Source organism: Pantoea dispersa (assembly GCF_014155765.1).
In the GTDB taxonomy this organism is placed as follows: domain Bacteria; phylum Pseudomonadota; class Gammaproteobacteria; order Enterobacterales; family Enterobacteriaceae; genus Pantoea; species Pantoea dispersa.
On sequence record NZ_SCKT01000004.1, the window covers coordinates 1 to 19,442 of the forward strand.

At 56.5% G+C, this 19,442-nt stretch carries 19 protein-coding genes and 1 tRNA gene; 11 read left to right on the forward strand and 9 right to left on the reverse strand.

The genetic code is table 11. From position 1 onward, the window contains the following. Positions 1–337 precede the first annotated feature (337 nt). Complete coding sequence (locus tag H7K56_RS13290; RefSeq protein ID WP_126521981.1) at positions 338–1,369, forward strand: tyrosine-type recombinase/integrase; 1,032 nt, start codon at positions 338–340, stop codon at positions 1,367–1,369. 195 nt (positions 1,370–1,564) lie between these two features. Here the strand turns inward: H7K56_RS13290 and H7K56_RS13295 are convergent. The 5 genes from H7K56_RS13295 to aspA all read right to left on the reverse strand — a co-directional run bounded on the left by H7K56_RS13295 (position 1,565) and on the right by aspA (position 7,030). Beyond that, positions 1,565–1,640: transfer RNA gene (locus H7K56_RS13295), tRNA-Phe, on the reverse strand. 108 nt (positions 1,641–1,748) lie between these two features. Next, positions 1,749–2,327, reverse strand: coding sequence for a division control transcriptional repressor DicD (gene dicD / locus H7K56_RS13300; protein WP_021507771.1), 579 nt, complete (start codon positions 2,325–2,327; stop codon positions 1,749–1,751). 66 nt (positions 2,328–2,393) lie between these two features. After that, positions 2,394–4,091: a protein-disulfide reductase DsbD gene (locus H7K56_RS13305; protein WP_150361674.1), complete on the reverse strand. Its 1,698-nt coding sequence runs from the start codon at positions 4,089–4,091 to the stop codon at positions 2,394–2,396. A gap of 86 nt (positions 4,092–4,177) precedes the next feature. Beyond that, on the reverse strand, positions 4,178–5,479 hold the full coding sequence (locus tag H7K56_RS13310) for an anaerobic C4-dicarboxylate transporter (protein WP_104187997.1): 1,302 nt from the start codon (positions 5,477–5,479) through the stop codon (positions 4,178–4,180). Positions 5,480–5,593: 114 nt separating this feature from the next. Further along, positions 5,594–7,030 (reverse strand): aspartate ammonia-lyase, encoded by a 1,437-nt coding sequence (gene aspA, locus H7K56_RS13315; RefSeq protein ID WP_150361675.1) that lies wholly within the window; start codon positions 7,028–7,030, stop codon positions 5,594–5,596. A 375-nt stretch (positions 7,031–7,405) separates the two neighbouring features. On the opposite strand from aspA, the gene H7K56_RS13320 reads away from it, so the two are divergent. From H7K56_RS13320 to H7K56_RS13335, 4 genes are all read left to right on the forward strand, one after another. Further along, complete coding sequence (locus tag H7K56_RS13320) at positions 7,406–7,858, forward strand: FxsA family protein (protein WP_021507767.1); 453 nt, start codon at positions 7,406–7,408, stop codon at positions 7,856–7,858. A 194-nt stretch (positions 7,859–8,052) separates the two neighbouring features. Further along, a complete protein-coding gene (locus H7K56_RS13325; protein WP_021507766.1) occupies positions 8,053–8,346 on the forward strand; it encodes a co-chaperone GroES in 294 nt (97 codons plus the stop codon). A gap of 46 nt (positions 8,347–8,392) precedes the next feature. Continuing rightward, positions 8,393–10,048, forward strand: coding sequence for a chaperonin GroEL (groL, locus tag H7K56_RS13330; protein WP_021507765.1), 1,656 nt, complete (start codon positions 8,393–8,395; stop codon positions 10,046–10,048). Between the two features lie 195 nt (positions 10,049–10,243). Next, complete coding sequence (locus tag H7K56_RS13335; RefSeq protein ID WP_021507764.1) at positions 10,244–10,591, forward strand: DUF4156 domain-containing protein; 348 nt, start codon at positions 10,244–10,246, stop codon at positions 10,589–10,591. A 145-nt stretch (positions 10,592–10,736) separates the two neighbouring features. Here the strand turns inward: H7K56_RS13335 and epmB are convergent, their stop codons facing one another. Then, positions 10,737–11,765 (reverse strand): EF-P beta-lysylation protein EpmB, encoded by a 1,029-nt coding sequence (gene epmB / locus H7K56_RS13340; protein ID WP_058759602.1) that lies wholly within the window; start codon positions 11,763–11,765, stop codon positions 10,737–10,739. Between the two features lie 40 nt (positions 11,766–11,805). Between epmB and efp the strand changes: the two genes are divergently transcribed. The 3 genes from efp (at position 11,806) to epmA (ending at position 13,801) form a co-directional block, all read left to right on the forward strand. Beyond that, entirely contained in the window at positions 11,806–12,372 is a 567-nt protein-coding gene (gene efp / locus H7K56_RS13345) for an elongation factor P (RefSeq protein WP_021507762.1), read from the forward strand. 152 nt (positions 12,373–12,524) lie between these two features. Continuing rightward, positions 12,525–12,659, forward strand: coding sequence for an entericidin A/B family lipoprotein (locus H7K56_RS13350; RefSeq protein WP_031279745.1), 135 nt, complete (start codon positions 12,525–12,527; stop codon positions 12,657–12,659). Between the two features lie 164 nt (positions 12,660–12,823). Further along, positions 12,824–13,801: an elongation factor P--(R)-beta-lysine ligase gene (gene epmA, locus H7K56_RS13355; RefSeq protein WP_021507760.1), complete on the forward strand. Its 978-nt coding sequence runs from the start codon at positions 12,824–12,826 to the stop codon at positions 13,799–13,801. 64 nt (positions 13,802–13,865) lie between these two features. Here the strand turns inward: epmA and degS are convergent, their stop codons facing one another. The 3 genes from degS to zapG form a co-directional block, all read right to left on the reverse strand. Further along, a complete protein-coding gene (gene degS, locus H7K56_RS13360) occupies positions 13,866–14,939 on the reverse strand; it encodes an outer membrane-stress sensor serine endopeptidase DegS (protein ID WP_021507759.1) in 1,074 nt (357 codons plus the stop codon). An 86-nt stretch (positions 14,940–15,025) separates the two neighbouring features. Then, complete coding sequence (gene degQ / locus H7K56_RS13365; RefSeq protein ID WP_031279744.1) at positions 15,026–16,396, reverse strand: serine endoprotease DegQ; 1,371 nt, start codon at positions 16,394–16,396, stop codon at positions 15,026–15,028. A gap of 108 nt (positions 16,397–16,504) precedes the next feature. Next, on the reverse strand, positions 16,505–16,909 hold the full coding sequence (zapG, locus tag H7K56_RS13370) for a Z-ring associated protein ZapG (protein WP_021507757.1): 405 nt from the start codon (positions 16,907–16,909) through the stop codon (positions 16,505–16,507). A gap of 184 nt (positions 16,910–17,093) precedes the next feature. Between zapG and zapE the strand changes: the two genes are divergently transcribed. The 3 genes from zapE (at position 17,094) to rpsI (ending at position 19,296) form a co-directional block, all read left to right on the forward strand. Beyond that, positions 17,094–18,221, forward strand: a complete 1,128-nt coding sequence (zapE, locus tag H7K56_RS13375; protein WP_150361676.1) for a cell division protein ZapE — start codon at positions 17,094–17,096, stop codon at positions 18,219–18,221. A gap of 238 nt (positions 18,222–18,459) precedes the next feature. Further along, positions 18,460–18,888: a 50S ribosomal protein L13 gene (gene rplM / locus H7K56_RS13380; RefSeq protein WP_021507755.1), complete on the forward strand. Its 429-nt coding sequence runs from the start codon at positions 18,460–18,462 to the stop codon at positions 18,886–18,888. A 15-nt stretch (positions 18,889–18,903) separates the two neighbouring features. Continuing rightward, on the forward strand, positions 18,904–19,296 hold the full coding sequence (gene rpsI, locus H7K56_RS13385; RefSeq protein WP_021507754.1) for a 30S ribosomal protein S9: 393 nt from the start codon (positions 18,904–18,906) through the stop codon (positions 19,294–19,296). The last annotated feature ends 146 nt before the right edge of the window (positions 19,297–19,442 follow it).

Here is a 19,442-nt window from a genome sequence, read left to right on the forward strand (position 1 = left end):
ATAAGGATCTGGCAGCCTGAGTTCCCGGACTTAACTCTCTCCCACAAAACCGGTACGGTTCAGAGCAGAGCTAAGCAGGGATACCATACAAATGGAATTTGAGAAGCTGCATATTCACAAGGTGCGCCGGGGAGAGCGTTTTATTAAAGCGAAACTGTACCACTCTCCTGGCAAAGAAGGCACGTTTAAACCTGTAAGTGGATATCTTGTCAAGACTACACACCTTTTCAGAGGAGCGTCTTCCCCTGAAGACAGCGGGCTTCTGTCTTTCCTGTGAAGGAGGGGCAGTCCATGAGGGCCCTTAAGGGCAGCTTGATTTAGAAAAAGGAAATGCTGTATGTCTGACAAAAACCATTATACGACATGGGAAGAATTGCTTGAGGAGTACTTCTTCGCCCGAAACCTGCGCGCTGCAACAGAATGGAGCTACGCAAAGGTTGTAAAGGGGTTCCTGAAATTTACGGGGGCTGACATAACCCCATCAATGGTTACTCATCATGAAGTTCTAAGATGGCGGCGATATGTACTCAGAGAAAAACAACAATCGGCGCAGACCTGGAACAATAAAATTGCACATCTCAGGGCCCTCTATAACTATGCTATGGAAAGTGGTTTATTGCCTGCGGGCAAAAACCCTTTTAACAACTGCACTGTACAGCGGGACAGAAAGAAAAAACGGACTTTAAACCGCTCTCAGCTAACCCGGCTTTATCTGATAATGCAGCAGGCTGAAATTGAATCCAACCGGAAAATTTTCGCACGTGGCGGGCGGAGTGCGCTTTACCCGGCATGGTTCTGGATAACCGTCCTGGATACGCTCAGATATACGGGAATGAGGCAAAATCAACTGCTGCATATTCAGCTCAGGGACGTCAATCTGACAGAAGGCTATATAGATCTGCGCCTTGAGGGGAGTAAAACGCACAGGGAATGGCGCGTTCCCGTTGTTAAGCAGCTGCGTTTGCGGCTACAGCTTCTTCTTACACGGGCAGCGGAGGCTGGAGCCGGGCCAAAAGATAACCTCTTCGATGTCAGTTTTTACATTGCCGGGAAAAAAGCAAAATTTGACAGAAATGATGTGACCGTGATGCATCAAAAGATCCGCTCCTTTTTTCGCCGCCTATCAAAGGAATGTGGTTTTGCCGTTTCGCCGCACCGTTTCAGACATACCCTGGCTACAGAACTGATGAAAGCACCGGAAAGGAATCTTCAGCTGGTTAAAGATTTACTGGGTCATCGTAGCGTAAGCACAACAATGGAATATGTGGAACTCAATATGGACATTGTGGGAAAAACACTGGAAGAAGAATTGTCCCTGCACACAGATCTCTGTGTAGAAAGGGAATTACAACTATTGACACAAAACTGATTGACTGGGATTATTGCCAGTGATCGAGAGAAGGGAGCCTGCGCGAACAGGCTCCCTCACTTGAGGGACTGATTCAGAAATGTTAACCAGTGCAGATACGCCTACACCGGAGGACATTCCGTAATGACCGGCCCCTGTATTAACCGCCCGTTAAGGTTCTCATCTCTTAACCAGCGTGCTTTGATGCAAAATTAGTGGTGCCCGGACTCGGAATCGAACCAAGGACACGGGGATTTTCAATCCCCTGCTCTACCGACTGAGCTATCCGGGCAACGGGGCGCATTAAACCCTAATGGCTCACAGCCGTCAACGGGTTTCGTAAAAAAAGCGTAGCAATCGTGACTGATTGCCTGCTTTTCAGGCAGGGTGAACAAAAAGCCTACGCCAGCGCACCGTTTTGCCGGCACAGCGCGATGCTCAGCACATCTTCAGCCAGACGCCGCGCGGTAGCGACATCCTGCACGTTGCGCTTCACCAGCAGCTTACTCAGACAGCCTTCGAGGATCAGCTCCATCTGATCGGCCACCATGCTGGGGTTGTCCAGCGCCAGGTCGACGAGGATTTCATGGGTGAACTGCCAGGAACTGCGCTTCTGCTGTTCGGCGAGCTGGTGCACCGGCTGATCCGGCTGGGGATAGAAACTGCAGGCGGCAATAAACAGGCAGCCGGGAAAGCGGCCTTTACTGACGTGCTCTGCCAGCACGTCGTAACGCGCCAGCAGCTTTTGTGCCGCACTGAGGCGCTCATCCAGCTGCACCTGGCGGCGCCAGCTGTCGATCTGCTGGCCGTGAAAGCGCAGCGCGTCATACAGCAGGGCATCGCGATCGGGCCAGTAGCGCTCCAGCTGATCGCTGGCGAGGCCGCTTTCGCCAGCCAGCTGCTGCAGCGAGGTAGTCGCGGCCAGGCCGCTCTGTTCGAGCACATTCAGCGCATGCTCAAGGATCTGTTCGCGTTGCAAAAGACTCTCCTCCGGAATGCGGGCCCGAACGCGTGCGCCCGGGCAGTGTCGTGCAACCAGTTTCGTTTAACGCGGCAGATTGTGCAAATGGGCGCGGAAATCCGCGGCGTTAAGGAATCCGGTGACGCGTGAATCGGCAATCTCTTTGCCCTGCGCATCAAAGAACAGGATGGTCGGCAGGCCAAGCACCTGCAGATGCTGCAGCAGCGCGTTATCCTGCGCGTTGTTGGCTGTCACGTTAGCCTGCAGCAGCTGCACGTTGCTCAGGGCACTGCGTACGCCGTCATCGCTGAAGGTGTATTTTTCAAACTCTTTGCAGGCCACGCACCAGTCGGCATAGAGATCGACCATAGTGATACGGCCCTGCGCCTGCTGTAATGCGCTATCCAGCTGCTGGCTGCTGCTGATGCGCTGAAACGGCAGGTGGGCGACGCTTTGCGTACTGCTGCTGCCAAATGCCCAGTCCTGCAGCGGGCGCGCCACCACCAGCGCAGCCGCCAGCATCAGAATCGGCAGCACACGCGCTGTGCCGCGCGCGTTGAGACTCAGGCTGAACGCCCAGGCAAAAAACGCCACGCCGAGCAGACTCCACAGCCGCAGTCCCCAGATATCGCCCAGCACGCGCTCCAGCAGAAACACCGGCAGCGCCAGAATCACAAAGCCAAAACCCTCTTTCACGCTCTGCATCCACGGACCGCTTTTCGGCAGCAGCCGGTTGCCGAACATCGTTACAGCAATCAGCGGCAGTCCCATGCCGAAGGCGTACAGCCACAGCGTGCCGGCACCGGCCCACAGATTACCGCTCTGCGCGATATACAGCAGGATAGCGCTGAGCGGCGCGGTGGTGCAGGGTGAGCAGATCAGGCCTGCCAGTGCGCCCATCATAAACACGCCCGCCAGCGATCCGCCTTGCTGACGGTTGCTCCACAGCATCAGACGCGTCTGGAGGCTGGCAGGCAGCTGCAGCGTGAACAGGCCAAACATCGACAGCGCCAGCAGCACAAACAGCACGGAGAGGCCGATCAACACGTAAGGATGCTGCAGCGCAGCCTGGAAACGCAGCCCCGCCGCTGCCACCACCATACCGAGCAGGGTGTAAGTCAGCGCCATGCCCTGCACGTAAACCAGTGCGAGGGCGAACAGCCGGCCCAGCGAGTAGCGGCGCTGGCCACCAAGAATGATGCCGGAGATCAGCGGATACATCGGCAGCACGCACGGCGTAAAGGCCACGCCGATGCCAATCAGCAGCGCCCACAGCGGCGAAAACGGCAGCGGCGTGCGGTCAGCGGCCGGTGATGCCGCGATTGCCGGCGCGGCGCTATCGGCAGCCATCGCCGTCAGCGGCACCGAGCGGGTCTCCGGCGGATAGCAGAAGCCGGCCGCGGCGCAGCCCTGATAGGTCACGCTGAGCGTTGCACCGGCATCGGCCTGGCGCAGGGTGATCGGCAGCTGTACGTCCTGCGGATAGATTTCGCTCTTGCCGTAAAACTCATCTTCGTGCGGCTGGCCCGGCGGCAGCGTGACCGGCGCCAGCTGCGCGTGTTGCGCGCTGATGTGGAATTGCTGGCGATAGAGGTAATAGCCGTCCTTCACTTTCCAGCTCAGCGTCAGCTGATGACCCTGCTGGCTGAAATCAAAGCCAAAGGCCTGATCGACCGGCACAAAGCGGTTATTGGTAGTGGGCGAGAACAGGCTGGCCTGCGCCGACAGGCAAAACAGCAGTGCCAGGCACAGGCTTAGCAGGCGGGAAAATCGAGCAGCCATGACGAATTAATCAGCTCCGGTGGCGAATGAGCCGCGATAATAACACGGCTCATTCGCCACGAGGTTTTCAGGATGTAACCACGACGCTACAGAATCAGGCTGCCGAACAGGAAGCCAAACGCCACCGAGAAGGTGATTGCCAGTACGCCGGGAATGATAAACGAGTGGTTGAACACGTACTTACCAATGCGGGTCGAGCCGGTGTCGTCCATCTCCACCGCGGCCAGCAGCGTCGGGTAGGTGGGCAGCACGAACAGCGCGGACACCGCGGCGAAGGAGGCGACCGCCGCCAGCGGCGATACGCCGAGCATCAGTGCGGCCGGCATCAACGCCTTGGTGGTGGCCGCCTGCGAGTAGAGCAGCGTGGCAGCAAAGAACAGCACCAGCGCCAGCATCCACGGATAGCTCTGCAGCATGTCGCCGGCCAGCGTCTGGATGTCGCTCAGGTGCGCTTTGACAAAGGTATCGCCCAGCCAGGCGACGCCCATCACGCAGATACAGGCGCTCATGCCGGATTTAAACGTGCTGGCACTGAGGATTTCACCGGTTTCCACTTTGCAGGTCAGGCAAATCAGCGTAGCAACCGTCAGCATAAACACCACAATGGCTTCGTTACGCGGCAGTACCGGATTGCTGATCAGGCCCACGCTGTCGCTGATTGCCGTCGCGTACAGCACCACCGCCGCAATACCGATCAGGAACAGCAGCACCGCGCGTCTGGCTCCCGGCTTGATGTGATAAACCTGCTCACCGCGCAGCGTCACTTCACCTTTCGCCAGGCGCGCCTGATAGACGTCATCTTCTTTGAGTTCTTTGCCGAGGAAGTTGGTGATCACGGCGGCACAGAAAATGGCCAGCATGGTGGCAGGCAGCGCGACGCCGAGCAGCGCCAGATAACTGACGCCGCGCGGTTCAAGAATCGAGGCAAAAAATACCACCGCGGCTGAAAGCGGCGAGGCGGTGATGGCGATTTGCGACGCCACTACGGCTATCGACAGCGGGCGCGAAGGGCGTACGCCTTGCTCTTTGGCCACTTCCGCAATCACCGGCAGGGTAGAAAAAGCGGTGTGCCCGGTACCCGCCAGCAGCGTCATCACATAGGTCACCAGCGGCGCGAGGAATGTGACATAGCGCGGATGGCGGCGCAGCAGGCGTTCCGCCAGCCCGACCAGATAATCCATGCCGCCGGCCACCTGCATCGCAGCGATGGCCGCAATCACCGCCATAATGATCTCGATGACATCAAACGGGATCGCGCCGGGTTTCATGCCGCAAACCAGCGTCAGCACCAGCACGCCTAAACCGCCGGCAAAGCCAATGCCGATGCCGCCGAGGCGCGCACCCAGCCAGATCGCCAGCAGGACGATGAGCAATTCCACCACTACCATAGTTTCACTCCCTGAAGTGCCGCCACACGCAGCCACTTTAGTTATAGACGTCAAAATAAAAAAGCACGCCGTATTGTATACAGGCGTGCTTCAGACGACTTGATCCGGAACGGATTACTGTTCGTTTTCGTCGGTGTAGCGTTTGGCTTTGTATTCCGGGTGCATCAGGTTCTGGATGGAGAAAATATCGTCCAGCTCGGCTTCGGTCAGCAGACCGCGTTCCAGCACCACTTCGCGTACGCTCTTACCGGTTTCAGCACAGATTTTCCCGACGATATCGCCGTTGTGATGGCCGATGTACGGGTTGAGGTAAGTGACGATACCGATGGAGTTGAACACGTAGGCTTCACAGACCGCTTTGTTGGCGGTGATGCCGTTAACGCATTTTTCCAGCAGGTTGTAGCAGGCGTTGGTCAGGATGCTGATCGACTCAAACAGCGCCTGGCCAATCACCGGTTCCATCACGTTGAGCTGCAGCTGACCGGCTTCAGAAGCCATGGTCACCGTGGTGTCGTTGCCAATCACTTTGAAGCACACCTGATTGACCACTTCCGGTACCACCGGGTTAACTTTCGCAGGCATGATCGAAGAACCGGCCTGCAGTTCCGGCAGGTTGATTTCGTTCAGGCCGGCGCGCGGACCGGATGACAGCAGGCGCAGGTCGTTACAGATTTTCGACAGTTTCACGGCCAGGCGCTTCAGCGCTGAGTGCACCATGACGTAAGCGCCGCAGTCTGAGGTGGCTTCAATCAGATCTTCGGCGGGCACCACCGGCAGGTTGCTGACTTCCGCCAGGCGCTGTACCGCCAGCTGCTGGTAGCCGTCCGGCGTGTTGAGGCGGGTGCCGATCGCCGTGGCGCCGAGGTTAACCTCCAGCAGCAGTTCGGCGGTACGCAGAATGCTACGCGTCTCTTCGTTCAGCAGTACGTTGAACGCGTGGAACTCCTGACCGAGCGACATCGGCACCGCGTCCTGCAGCTGGGTGCGGCCCATCTTCAGGATGTTTTCAAACTCCACCGCTTTGCGCTGAAAACCTTCGCTCAGCTGGCCAATCGAGTCGAGCAGTTTGAGGATCGAGGCGTAAACCGCAATGCGGAAGCCGGTAGGATAAGCGTCGTTAGTGGACTGACACTTATTCACGTGATCGTTCGGGTTGAGGTACTGATATTCACCTTTCTGGTGACCCATCAGCTCCAGACCGATGTTAGCCAGCACCTCGTTGGTGTTCATGTTGACCGAGGTACCCGCGCCGCCCTGATAGACATCAACCGGGAACTGGTCCATGCACTTACCGTTGTTCAGCACTTCATCACAGGCCTGAATGATGGTGTTGGCGATGTGGCGGGGGATGGTTTGCAGCTCTTTGTTGGCGAGCGCGGCGGCTTTTTTCACCATCACCATGCCGCGAACAAACTCGGGGATGTCACTGATTTTACTGTTACTGATATAGAAGTTCTCAATCGCACGCAGAGTATGAACACCGTAATAGGCATCTGCCGGAACTTCACGCATGCCTAACAGGTCTTCTTCGATACGAATGTTGTTCGCCATGATTACCTTCTTATTATTGCTGCTGTGTTACTGCCGGGCATCCGGAATGGATGGGCGGCGAATAACGTGCAGGTGAAGCAATTATATTGTCGTGGAATACCAGTGCCGACATTTTATCCATCTTCGGGCTGGCGAGCACGATCATATTCTGTCACTGCAGAAATGCTTGTGCACAGATCACTTTACGGACATTTGCTGGCCCAGCGGTAATAACGATATGTGATGTACTTCGCAATTTTAAGTCAGTGGCATAAATTTAACAGCGGCGGTTGAATTTCTCCGGCCGCGTGCCCATCTCATACGTTATGGTCATGTTGACCCTTCAATTTTGCTGCCCCGCACGCTGCGTGGCGGCGCGACTCACAGGAGATATCGGTGCGCTGGTTACCGTTAGTGATTTTTTTTGTTCTGGCCTGGATTGAGATCTCGATTTTCATCCAGGTGGCGCACGCGCTCGGCGTGCTGCTGACCATGCTGCTGGTGATTTTTACTTCGTGCATTGGTGTGTCGCTGGTGAAAAATCAGGGCATGAAGAACTTTATGCTGATGCAGGAGAAGCTGGCGCGTAACGAGAGCCCGGCGGCGGAGATGATCAAAAGCGTGTCGCTGATCATCGCCGGTTTTCTGCTGCTGCTGCCTGGCTTCTTTACCGATTTCCTCGGCCTGCTGCTGTTGCTGCCGCCGGTACAGAAGCACCTGACGCTGAAGCTGATGCCGCACCTGCGCGTATGGCGCGGCCCGGGGCAGGGCCCGGACAGCGGCGTCACCATGGACGGCGAGTTTGAGCGCAAAGATCAGGATCGTATCGGTCACGATAAAGATCGCTGAATGTAAGCGGGGCGGCGTAAGCCGCCCTTTTTGCTGTCTTTTTCGTCATCTGTTACGCAAACGAAAATTTTTTATTTTTTTGCCCTTGAAAGCCCCTTTTCTGCCCCTATCTCTCTCTCCACGAGGCCGGAACCCTCAAGCCCGGCGTTCAACCCAAAAATGAATGATTGGACTTCTCAAAGGAGAGCTATCAAATGAAAATTCGTCCGTTGCACGATCGCGTTATCGTCAAGCGTAAAGAAGTTGAAGCCAAATCTGCTGGCGGTATCGTTCTGACCGGCTCTGCAGCAGGCAAATCAACCCGCGGTGAAGTACTGGCTGTTGGCAATGGCCGCATCCTGGAAAACGGCGACGTGAAGCCGCTGGACGTGAAAGTGGGTGATCTGGTGATTTTCAGCGAAGGCTACGGTGCCAAGACTGAGAAAATCGACAACGAAGAAGTTCTGATCATCTCTGAAAGCGACATTCTGGCGATTGTTGAAGCGTAATTTACGCGTAATTCACTGAACGAAACGAATTTAAGGGATATTTGAAATGGCAGCTAAAGACGTAAAATTCGGTAATGACGCACGCGTAAAAATGCTGCGTGGCGTGAACGTACTGGCAGATGCAGTAAAAGTTACCCTGGGCCCGAAAGGCCGTAACGTGGTTCTGGATAAATCTTTTGGTGCACCGACCATCACTAAAGATGGTGTTTCTGTGGCACGTGAAATCGAGCTGGAAGACAAGTTCGAGAACATGGGTGCGCAGATGGTGAAAGAAGTCGCTTCTAAAGCCAACGACGCAGCAGGCGACGGCACCACCACCGCTACCGTTCTGGCACAGGCTATCGTCAACGAAGGCCTGAAAGCCGTTGCGGCGGGCATGAACCCAATGGATCTGAAGCGCGGTATCGATAAAGCCGTTGCAGCAGCCGTTGAAGAGCTGAAAACCCTGTCTGTACCATGCCAGGATTCCCGCGCTATCGCGCAGGTAGGTACCATTTCTGCCAACTCCGATGAAAGCGTCGGTACCCTGATCGCTCAGGCGATGGACAAAGTGGGTAAAGAAGGCGTGATCACCGTTGAAGAAGGTACCGGCCTGCAGGACGAGCTGGACGTGGTTGAAGGTATGCAGTTCGACCGTGGCTACCTGTCTCCGTACTTCATCAACAAGCCAGAAACCGGCGCAGTGGAGCTGGAAAGCCCATTCATCCTGCTGGCTGACAAGAAAATCTCTAACATCCGCGAAATGCTGCCAGTGCTGGAAGCTGTGGCGAAAGCCGGCAAACCACTGCTGATCATCGCAGAAGACGTGGAAGGCGAAGCGCTGGCTACGCTGGTGGTGAACACCATGCGCGGTATCGTGAAAGTGGCTGCGGTGAAAGCACCGGGCTTCGGCGACCGTCGTAAAGCGATGCTGCAGGATATTGCTATCCTGACCGGCGGTACCGTGATCTCTGAAGAGATCGGTATGGAGCTGGAAAAAGCGACGCTGGAAGACCTGGGTCAGGCAAAACGCGTGGTGATCAACAAAGACACCACCACCATCATCGATGGTGTGGGCGATCAGGGCGCAATCTCTGGCCGCGTGACGCAGATCCGTCAGCAGATCGAAGAAGCGACGTCTGACTACGACAAAGAGAAACTGCAGGAGCGCGTTGCAAAACTGGCAGGCGGTGTAGCCGTACTGAAAGTAGGCGCAGCGACTGAAGTTGAAATGAAAGAGAAGAAAGCACGCGTTGAAGATGCCCTGCACGCTACCCGTGCTGCGGTTGAAGAAGGCGTGGTTGCCGGTGGTGGTGTTGCGCTGGTGCGTGTTGCGGCGAAAATCGCAGCATCTGGCCTGAAAGGTCAGAACGAAGACCAGAACGTCGGTATCAAGGTTGCTCTGCGTGCGATGGAAGCGCCACTGCGTCAGATCGTTTCTAACGCCGGTGAAGAACCATCTGTGGTTGCTAACAACGTGAAAGCGGGCGACGGTAACTACGGTTACAACGCGCAGACCGAAGAGTACGGCAACATGATCGACTTCGGTATCCTGGATCCAACCAAAGTGACCCGTTCTGCGCTGCAGTACGCATCTTCTGTGGCCGGTCTGATGATCACCACCGAAGCGATGGTCACCGACCTGCCGAAAGGCGACGCACCTGACTTAGGTGCTGGCGCTGGCGGCATGGGTGGCATGGGCGGTATGGGCGGCATGATGTAATTGCCCTGAACGTCTGAGCTGTTGAGAAACCCCCGATCGGAAACGGTCGGGGGTTTTTCTTTTGCCGGCGAACAAGGTATAAGTAAGGGCGCAATACTTCGGCTTTGCGGGTTTAGGGCAATGAATGTTCAGAAAAAATGTGCGCTTTTCTGCTACGCTGCCGCCCGACACTGATGATAATAAATGGGGATTATAATGCGGATTAACCTCTCGCTCGGACTGGCAGTCGGTACCTTACTGCTGGCGGGCTGTAGCACCTCCAACCAACTGAGTGCCGCCGGCGAACGTGTCACCTTTGTTGATCAACAGCCAGGCAGCCAATGTCAGCTGCTGGGCAATGTTACCGGCTCGCAGAGCAACTGGCTGACCGGCTCAGGCGGTGAAGGCAGTTCACTGCGCGGTGCGGCCAACGACCTGCGTAACCGCGCAGCGGAGATGGGCGGCAACGTAATTTATGGTGCCACCAGCCCGACGCAGAACCTGCTGTCTGCCTTTGCCCCGCTCGACAGCAAAATGTCGGGTCAGGTGTATAAGTGCCCGTAATGGCAGAGCAGCAATAAAAAAGCCGCGAGAGCGGCTTTTTTGTTTTTGAGTTCAGTCCCTGCGTGGTCGCCATCAATGGCTCCTGCGGTGATGGCGCCGACTGTAGGGTGCGCATTCATGCGCACCGGGCAGCTGGCAGGGAACGTCACTCCTGACGCAGCTGCAGATCCAGCGGCGTTTTGCTCGGCTCACCACCAATTTCCCGCGCCAGCTTCGGCACCATATAGCCCGATACCATGGTCAGCAGCTGCCGCACCAGCGCCCGTGCCTGCTCATCCGGCACAAAGAAGTGCGCCGCCCCCTGCACCTTATCCAGCACATGTAAATAGTAGGGCAGGATGCCGGCATCAAACAGCGCATTGCTGAGCTGTGCCAGAGTCTGCGCATCGTCATTAACGCCGCGCAGCAGCACGCTCTGGTTCAGCAGGGTGACGCCGGCGCGCTTCAGCCTCTGCATGCGTTCGCGCAGCGCCTCGTCAATCTCCTGCGCGTGGTTGATGTGGCTGACCAGCAGCACCTGCAGACGCGTATCCGCCAGCAGCTGGCATAGCCCTTCGGTAATGCGCGCCGGGATCACTACCGGCAGCCGGCTGTGAATGCGCAGGCGTTTCAGGTGCGGAATGTTTTCCAGCGCGCCAATCAGCCACGCCAGCTCCTGATCTTTCGCCATCAGCGGATCGCCGCCGGAGAAGATGATCTCGTCGAGCTCGGGATGGGCGGCAATGTAATCAATCGCCGCCTGCCAGTTGCGCTTGTTGCCCTGATTATCCTGATAGGGGAAATGCCGGCGGAAGCAGTAGCGACAGTTCACCGCGCAGCCGCCCTTGACCAGCAGCAGCGCGCGGTTTCTATACTTATGCAGTAAGCCCGGTACCACGCTGCTCTGCTCATCGAGCGGATCGGTACTGTAGCCCGGCGCATCGGTAAACTCCTGACGGCTGGTCAGCACCTGCAGCAGCAGCGGGTCCTGCGCATTGCCGCGCTGCATGCGCTGGATAAAGGCGCGCGGTACGCGCAGGGCGAACAGACGGCGCGCCTCGCTCCCGGCTGCCAGATCCGCGTGGTTTTCAAGGGCTAAAAGTTGCAGTAATTCAGCAGGATCGGTGACAACATCAGCAAGTTGCTGCAACCAATCTTCTCTGACGGGGGGATTTAGGGTTACAATGTGTGCCATTTTTTTGGCTATTACCAGTTAATATCTACAGAGGGCCTTTATGGCGACTTATCTTAGCAACGATTTTCGTGCCGGTCTTAAAATCATGTTTGAAGGCGAACCGTATGCCATCGAATCCAGTGAATTCGTTAAGCCGGGTAAAGGCCAGGCGTTTGCACGTGTTAAAATGCGTCGTCTGCTGACCGGTTCACGCGTTGAGAAAACCTTCAAGTCTACCGACTCCGCCGAAGGCGCAGACGTGCGTGACATGACGCTGCAGTACTCCTACAACGACGGTGACTTCTTCTACTTCATGCACCCGGAAACCTTCGAACAGTATCAGGTTGAAGCCAAGGTGCTGGACGACGTGACCAAATGGCTGCAGGACAACGCCGAGTGTATCGTAACCCTGTGGAACGATAAACCGATCGCCGTTCAGCCACCGAACTTCATCGAAGCTGAAATCACCGAAACTGACCCAGGTCTGAAAGGTGATACTGCCGGTACCGGCGGCAAGCCAGCGACGCTGTCTACCGGCGCCGTGATCAAAGTGCCACTGTTCGTACAGATTGGCGAAGTGGTAAAAGTAGACACCCGCTCTGGCGAATACGTTTCCCGCGTAAAATAATCGTCAAATCAGGCGCATCATCGATGCGCCTTTTTTTATTTCCGCGCTCATCCCCGCACCGCGTCTTTTTTCAGCAGCTTAACCGCCATCATGGCGTATCCGGTCTATGCTTTAAAAGCTGTACTTTTACTGCAACCAACAAGGATATGGCTATGTTAAAGAAAAGTATTGTCGCGATTTTCTCGGTACTGGTGCTTTCCTCGCTGCTTTCAGCCTGTAACACCACGCGTGGCGTAGGCGAAGATGTTGAAGCGGGCGGTCAGGCAATTCAGCGCAGCGCGCAGTAACTAAAACCGGTGCGAAACCTGCTTTCGTACCGGCTTTCTCTTCCTCCTGTTGTCCTGCCAGCACCTGTGATTTCTGAAACTGCCTGCCGCGACGGCGGTGCCGTTGTTTGCCGTCAGCAATACGGGTAGACTTCCTCCCCTTGTCTGTATAAGGAGTCATCACCATGAGCGAAACGGCAAGCTGGCAGCCGAGCGCACCCATTGCCAATTTGTTGAAACGCGCCGCCATCCTGGCGGAAATCCGGCGTTTCTTTGCCGATCGCGGCGTACTGGAAGTGGATACGCCTGCCATGAGCCAGGCGACGATCACCGACATCCACCTGGTGCCATTCCAGACGCGCTTTGTCGGACCTGGCGCGGCAGACGGGCGCGATCTGTGGCTGATGACCAGTCCGGAATATCACATGAAGCGCCTGCTGGCAGCGGGCAGCGGCCCGATTTATCAGATGGGGCGCTGCTTCCGTAATGAAGAGGCCGGGCGCCACCATAATCCGGAATTCACCATGCTGGAGTGGTATCGGCCGCACTACGACATGTATCGGCTGATGAACGAAGTCGACGACCTGCTGCAGCAGGTGCTGGAGTGCGACAGCGCCGAATCGCTATCGTATCAGCAGGCGTTTATCCGTCATCTGGAGATCGATCCGCTGTCGGCGGACAAGGCGCAGCTGCGCGAAGCGGCGGAAAAGCTGGGTGAGGGCGAGCTGGCGAATCGCGAAGACGATCGCGACACGCTGCTGCAGCTGCTGTTTATGCTGGGCGTGGAACCGAAAATTGGTCTCGATAAGCCGTGCTTCGTCTATCACTTCCCGGCCAGTCAGGCGGCGCTGGCGGAGATCAGTACCGAAGATCACCGCGTGGCAGAGCGTTTTGAGGTCTATTACAAAGGCGTGGAGCTGGCCAACGGTTTCCGCGAACTGACCGACAGTCGTGAACAGCGTCAGCGTTTTGAGCAGGATAATCGCCGTCGCGCTGCGCGCGGTTTGCCGCAGCATCCGATTGATACTTACCTGCTGGATGCGCTGGCGCACGGCATGCCGGCCTGTTCCGGCGTGGCGCTGGGCGTGGATCGCCTGATTATGCTGGCGCTGAAGGCCGATGCGCTCAGTGAGGTGATCGCTTTCCCGGTCGATCGCAGCTAGTTACGCCGCGGTTCTGCACACCCGGCCGCGGCTCAGCGATGGCGCTGTCCGCGGCCGGGTGCGTTTACGGCGAGGTATTATTGGCCGCTTCCGGAAACTCCTGGATGGTAACCGGCAGCGTCATCTTCTGCTCATTGCGCAGCACCTGCACATCAATCACCGATCCCGGGCGGATTTCCGCCACCTGGTCCATGGTCTCCTGCGCGGACAGCGCCGGCTTACCGTTTACCTGCAGCAGGACATCATTGGCCTGAATGCCGGCGCGATCCGCCGGACCGCCCGGCGTCACTTCGCTGACAATAATGCCCTGCACCCGATCGAGGTTGCTGCCCTGACCGTGCAGCGGCGGCAGTTCGCGCCCGGTAATACCGATATAACCGCGGATCACCCGGCCATCGCGAATCAGCTTATCCATAATTTTGGTCGCCAGCGCGGTCGGAATGGCAAAACCAATGCCTTCCGGAGTTTCGCCGTCGTTGCTTTTGTCGAAGGTCAGCGTGTTGATGCCCATCAGCTCGCCCAGCGAGTTAATCAGCGCGCCGCCGGAGTTCCCCTGGTTGATCGAGGCATCGGTTTGCAGGAAATTCTGCCGACCGGAGGAGCTCAGACCGATGCGGCCGGTGGCGCTGATGATGCCCTGGGTGACCGTCTGGCCGAGGTTGTACGGGTTGCCAATCGCCATCACCACATCACCAATATGCGCGACACGTTTGGCGTTAATCGGGATTACCGGCAGATTAGAGGCGCTGATTTTTAACACCGCCAGATCGGTCATGGCGTCGGAGCCCACCAGCGTCGCTTCAAAAAAGCGTCCGTCCTGCAGCGCAACGATAATCTGGTCAGCGTTATTGATGACATGTTTGTTGGTGAGGATGTAGCCTTTCGCGTTCATGATGACGCCGGAACCGAGCGTGGTAATGCCGCGATTATTGTTACCGTGCGCGCTGCGGTTATAGACGTTGACCACCGCCGGCACAGCACGGCGCACGCCCTGATTGAAACTGAAGGGCGCTTCATCGGCGCTGCTGTCGTGATCAAAGGTGACGTTGCTGCCCATTCGCAGCGCCGGGATCGCGACAAGCAGTAAACCTGCCACGATCAGGCCCATCACCACAGAACGTAAAAGTTTAAGAAACATGGTGTTATTTCAGGCAAGAGTTGATCGCAGGGCAGAATAGCACGAGAAGGGCGGACAAACACCTGCTTGTCCGCCCGTTGCGAGGATTATCGCAGAAGCAGGTAAATACTCTCGTCGCCGCGCACCACGTTCAGCGCCAGTACCGGCGGTTTGCCCTCCAGCACTTTGCGCATCTCGGCGAGGCTCTGCACCCGCGTACGGTTAACGCCGACAATCACATCGTCTTTCTGCAGGCCAACCTGTTCTGCCGGCGTGCCTTTTTCGATGGTATCGACTTTGACCCCTTTATCGCCGGCTTTGGTATTGCCGTCACTGAGCGTGGCGCCCTGCAGCGCTGGCGACATCAGCTGGGCGCTGGCGGTACTCTGCGCGCTCTGTTCCAGCGTTACGGTTACCGTCAGCGGTTTGCCATCGCGCAGCAGACCGATTTTCACCTGCTGGCCTGGCGGCGTGGTGCCGACTTTCACCCGCAGCTCGGCAAAGCTGGTAATTGGCTTATCGTTAATGGCGGTAATGATGTCGCCCGCTTTGATGCCCGCCTGTTCCGCCGCCGACTTCGGCAGCACTTCAGAGACAAATGCTCCGCGCTGCGCATCGACGTTAAACGCTTTCGCGATATCGGCGGTCATTTCTGTGCCTTTGATCCCGAGCTGACCGCGCTTCACTTCGCCGAACTGAATCAGCTGCTGCGCCAGGTTCATCGCCATGTTGCTGGGGATGGCAAAGCCAATACCAATGTTGCCGCCGCTCGACGCCAGAATGGCAGTGTTAATGCCGATCAGCTCGCCGTTGAGGTTCACCAGCGCGCCGCCAGAGTTACCACGGTTGATGGCGGCATCGGTCTGAATAAAGTTCTCCAGCCCTTCCAGATTCAGCCCGCTGCGGCCCAGCGCCGAGATAATGCCGGACGTCGCCGTCTGGCCGAGGCCGAATGGGTTGCCGATCGCCACGGCGAAATCACCCACTTTCAGCGCGTCAGAATCAGCAATTTTCACCTGCGTGAGGTTTTTTGCGCCTTCTACCTGAATCAGCGCGATGTCGGTTTGCTCGTCATGACCAATCAGCTTTGCGTCATATTCGTTGCCATCACTCAGCTGCACGCTGATTTTATCCGCACCGTTTACCACGTGATTGTTGGTCAGAATGTAGCCTTTAGCTGCGTCGATGATGACGCCGGAACCCAGTCCTTCAAACGGCTGTGGCTGAGACTGCCCGGGCGCCTGGCCAAAGAAGCGCTTCAGCGGCTCGGGAATATCCTGGCCCTGCTGACCGCTGTCGGTGCCCTCGACATGCACGCTGACCACCGCCGGCAGCACTTTTTCCAGCATCGGTGCCAGGCTTGGCAGTGCTTGTCCCTGAATCTGTGCCGGCAACGTGGCCATGGCACCCGGCGTCGCCGCCAGACTCATCCCAATGCTCAAGGCTAATGCGCTTAACAGTCGTGCTGGTTTTTTCATTGCTATGACGCTCTCGCTGCGAAAAGGGGGATAAAAGAAGTGTGACAGTTATTGGTAATAAGCGTTCGGAAAACAAAAAGGGCACAGCCATGCTGTGCCCCAAAAGGATTAACTGCGGGTGGTGCGTTCGCCGCTGCGCAGCAGGCCCGATGCGCCTTCAGAGTAGTCGCGCGGGATCTGCACCGGCGCCTGGTCGTTATCGGCCTCGGCTTCCGTCAGCTGGTAAGCAAACGGGTTTTTCTCGCCGGGCAGATTTGGCAGCAGGTCATTCGACCCTTTCGCCATATGCTGATACAGCTGGCGATAGTCGCGCGCCATGTTGTCCAGCAACTCTGCGCTGCGCGCAAAGTGGTTGGTGAGCTCTTCGCGGTAATCCGCCAGCTCCGCTTTGGATTTTTCCAGTTCGTACTGCATGCTGCGCTGCTCACGCAGCTTTTTGTTGCCAAAACGCATCGCTACCGCGCCGACAATAATGCCAATCACTAAACCAATCAGCCCGTATTCCCAGGTCATAATGACTCCCGTGTAATTTCCGTTGCTTCGTAGGGCATTGCTTCTGTTTCAACTTCAATAGTAGCCACTATACCCGTTAATCCATCGGAAGTGGAATCCTCGGGCTGTATCGCTTAGTGTAGAGCGGCCTAATTTTCGACAACCGACACGTGAATCGGACTTTTTCAGGGATTCTGAGAGAACCATGCAAACCTCATCTCCGCTTGCGCGCTATGAGCAGGCGCTGTCGCAGGGCGAGTTTCGTCCGGACGATGTACAACGTGACGCCATCACCCGTTTAGATCGCATTCAGCAAGGCCTGATTGCCCGCCAGCAGCAGCCGCAGCCGGCAGCGAAAGGGCTGTTTGGCCGCTTATCAAAGCTGATGAATAAAGCGCCGGAGAGCCATGAAGCGCCGGTGCGTGGCCTGTATATGTGGGGCGGCGTCGGACGCGGTAAAACCTGGGTAATGGATCTGTTTTTTCAGTCTATTCCTGGCGATCGCAAACTGCGTCTGCATTTCCATCGCTTCATGCTGCGCGTGCACGAAGAGTTAACGCAGCTGCAGGGCCACAGCGACCCGCTGCTGATTGTCGCTGACCGTTTCAAAGCGGAAACCGATATTCTCTGTTTCGACGAGTTTTTTGTCTCCGACATTACCGACGCAATGCTGCTTGGTACCCTGATGGAAGCGCTGTTTGCCCGCGGCATTACGCTGGTGGCGACCTCCAACATTCCGCCGGATGAGCTGTACCGCAACGGCCTGCAGCGGGCGCGTTTTCTGCCGGCTATCGAGCAGATTAAGCGCCACTGCGATGTGATGAATGTCGATGCCGGCATTGATTATCGCCTGCGCACCCTGACATCGGCCCATCTGTGGAATTTCCCGCTTAACGACGCAACGCACGCGGAGATGGAGCGCATGTTCAGCGCGCTGTCCGGTAAACCGCGCGACGACGCGCCGGTGCTGGAGATTAACCATCGCCAGTTGCCGACGCTCGGCGTTAACGAAGGCGTACTGGCCATCAACTTCCTCGCGTTGTGCGGTGAAGGGCGCAGCCAGCACGATTACATTGAGCTGTCGCGCCGCTTCCACAGCGTGCTGCTGTACGATGTGCCGGTGATGATTTACAAAACAGAAGACCAGGCGCGGCGGTTCCTCGCGCTGGTGGATGAGTTCTACGAGCGCCACGTCAAGCTGGTGGTGGCGGCAGAAACCTCGCTGTTTGAAATCTATCAGGGCACGCGGCTGAAATTCGAATATCAGCGCTGTCTGTCGCGCCTGCAGGAGATGCAGAGCGAGGAGTATCTTCGCCTGCCGCACCTGCCCTGAGGGGCAAACAGAAATCACCGCTTCGGGCGCAAAAAGAGTCGATCTTTAGATTCGACTTCTCTATAATCTTGCGACCCCACGTTACAGCACAGGCTTTCTTTTCCCGGAAAACTGTGTGATCCGGTAACTCTACCTGAGGGGGTGGGCTTGCTGGGCGAATTGGTCGTGTGAGCCTCAATCGTTAACTTAGCGTTTGGGATTTCACCAACGTGTAACTTTTATTTGGGTAAGCTTTTCAATGAAAACTTTTACAGCTAAACCAGAAACCGTACAGCGTGACTGGTATGTTGTTGACGCAACTGGCAAAACCCTGGGTCGCCTGGCGACTGAACTGGCGCGCCGTCTGCGTGGTAAGCACAAAGCGGAATACACTCCGCACGTTGATACCGGTGATTACATCATCGTTCTGAACGCTGACAAAGTTGCTGTAACCGGCAACAAGCGTAACGACAAGATTTACTATCACCACACTGGCCACATCGGTGGTATCAAGCAAGCGACCTTTGCAGAGATGATCGAACGCCGTCCTGAGCGTGTGATTGAAATCGCGGTTAAAGGCATGCTGCCAAAAGGCCCACTGGGTCGTGCTATGTACCGTAAACTGAAAGTTTACGCAGGTAACGAGCACAACCACGCGGCGCAGCAACCGCAAGTTCTTGACATTTAATCGGGATTATAGGCAATGGCTGAAACTCAAAACTACGGCACTGGTCGCCGCAAAAGCTCTGCCGCTCGCGTCTTTATCAAGCCGGGTAGCGGTAACATCGTAATTAACCAGCGCTCTCTGGAGCAGTACTTCGGTCGTGAGACTGCACGCATGGTCGTGCGTCAGCCGCTGGAGCTGGTTGATATGGTTGGTAAACTGGACCTGTACATCACCGTTAAAGGTGGTGGTATTTCTGGTCAGGCTGGTGCGATCCGTCACGGTATCACCCGCGCTCTGATGGAATACGACGAGTCTCTGCGTTCTGAACTGCGTAAAGCGGGCTTCGTTACCCGTGACGCGCGTCAGGTTGAACGTAAGAAAGTCGGTCTGCGTAAAGCACGCCGTCGTCCACAGTTCTCCAAGCGTTAATTGCTGGCTGCTTCGGCAGTTACAATTGGCTCAAAAAACCCGCTTCGGCGGGTTTTTTATTGCCTGAACTGCCGCTTTTTCAGCGTAAAAACGCGAGCTTTCCCCGCATTTTGCCCGCAAATGATTATCCCCGCCCCACAAGCTGC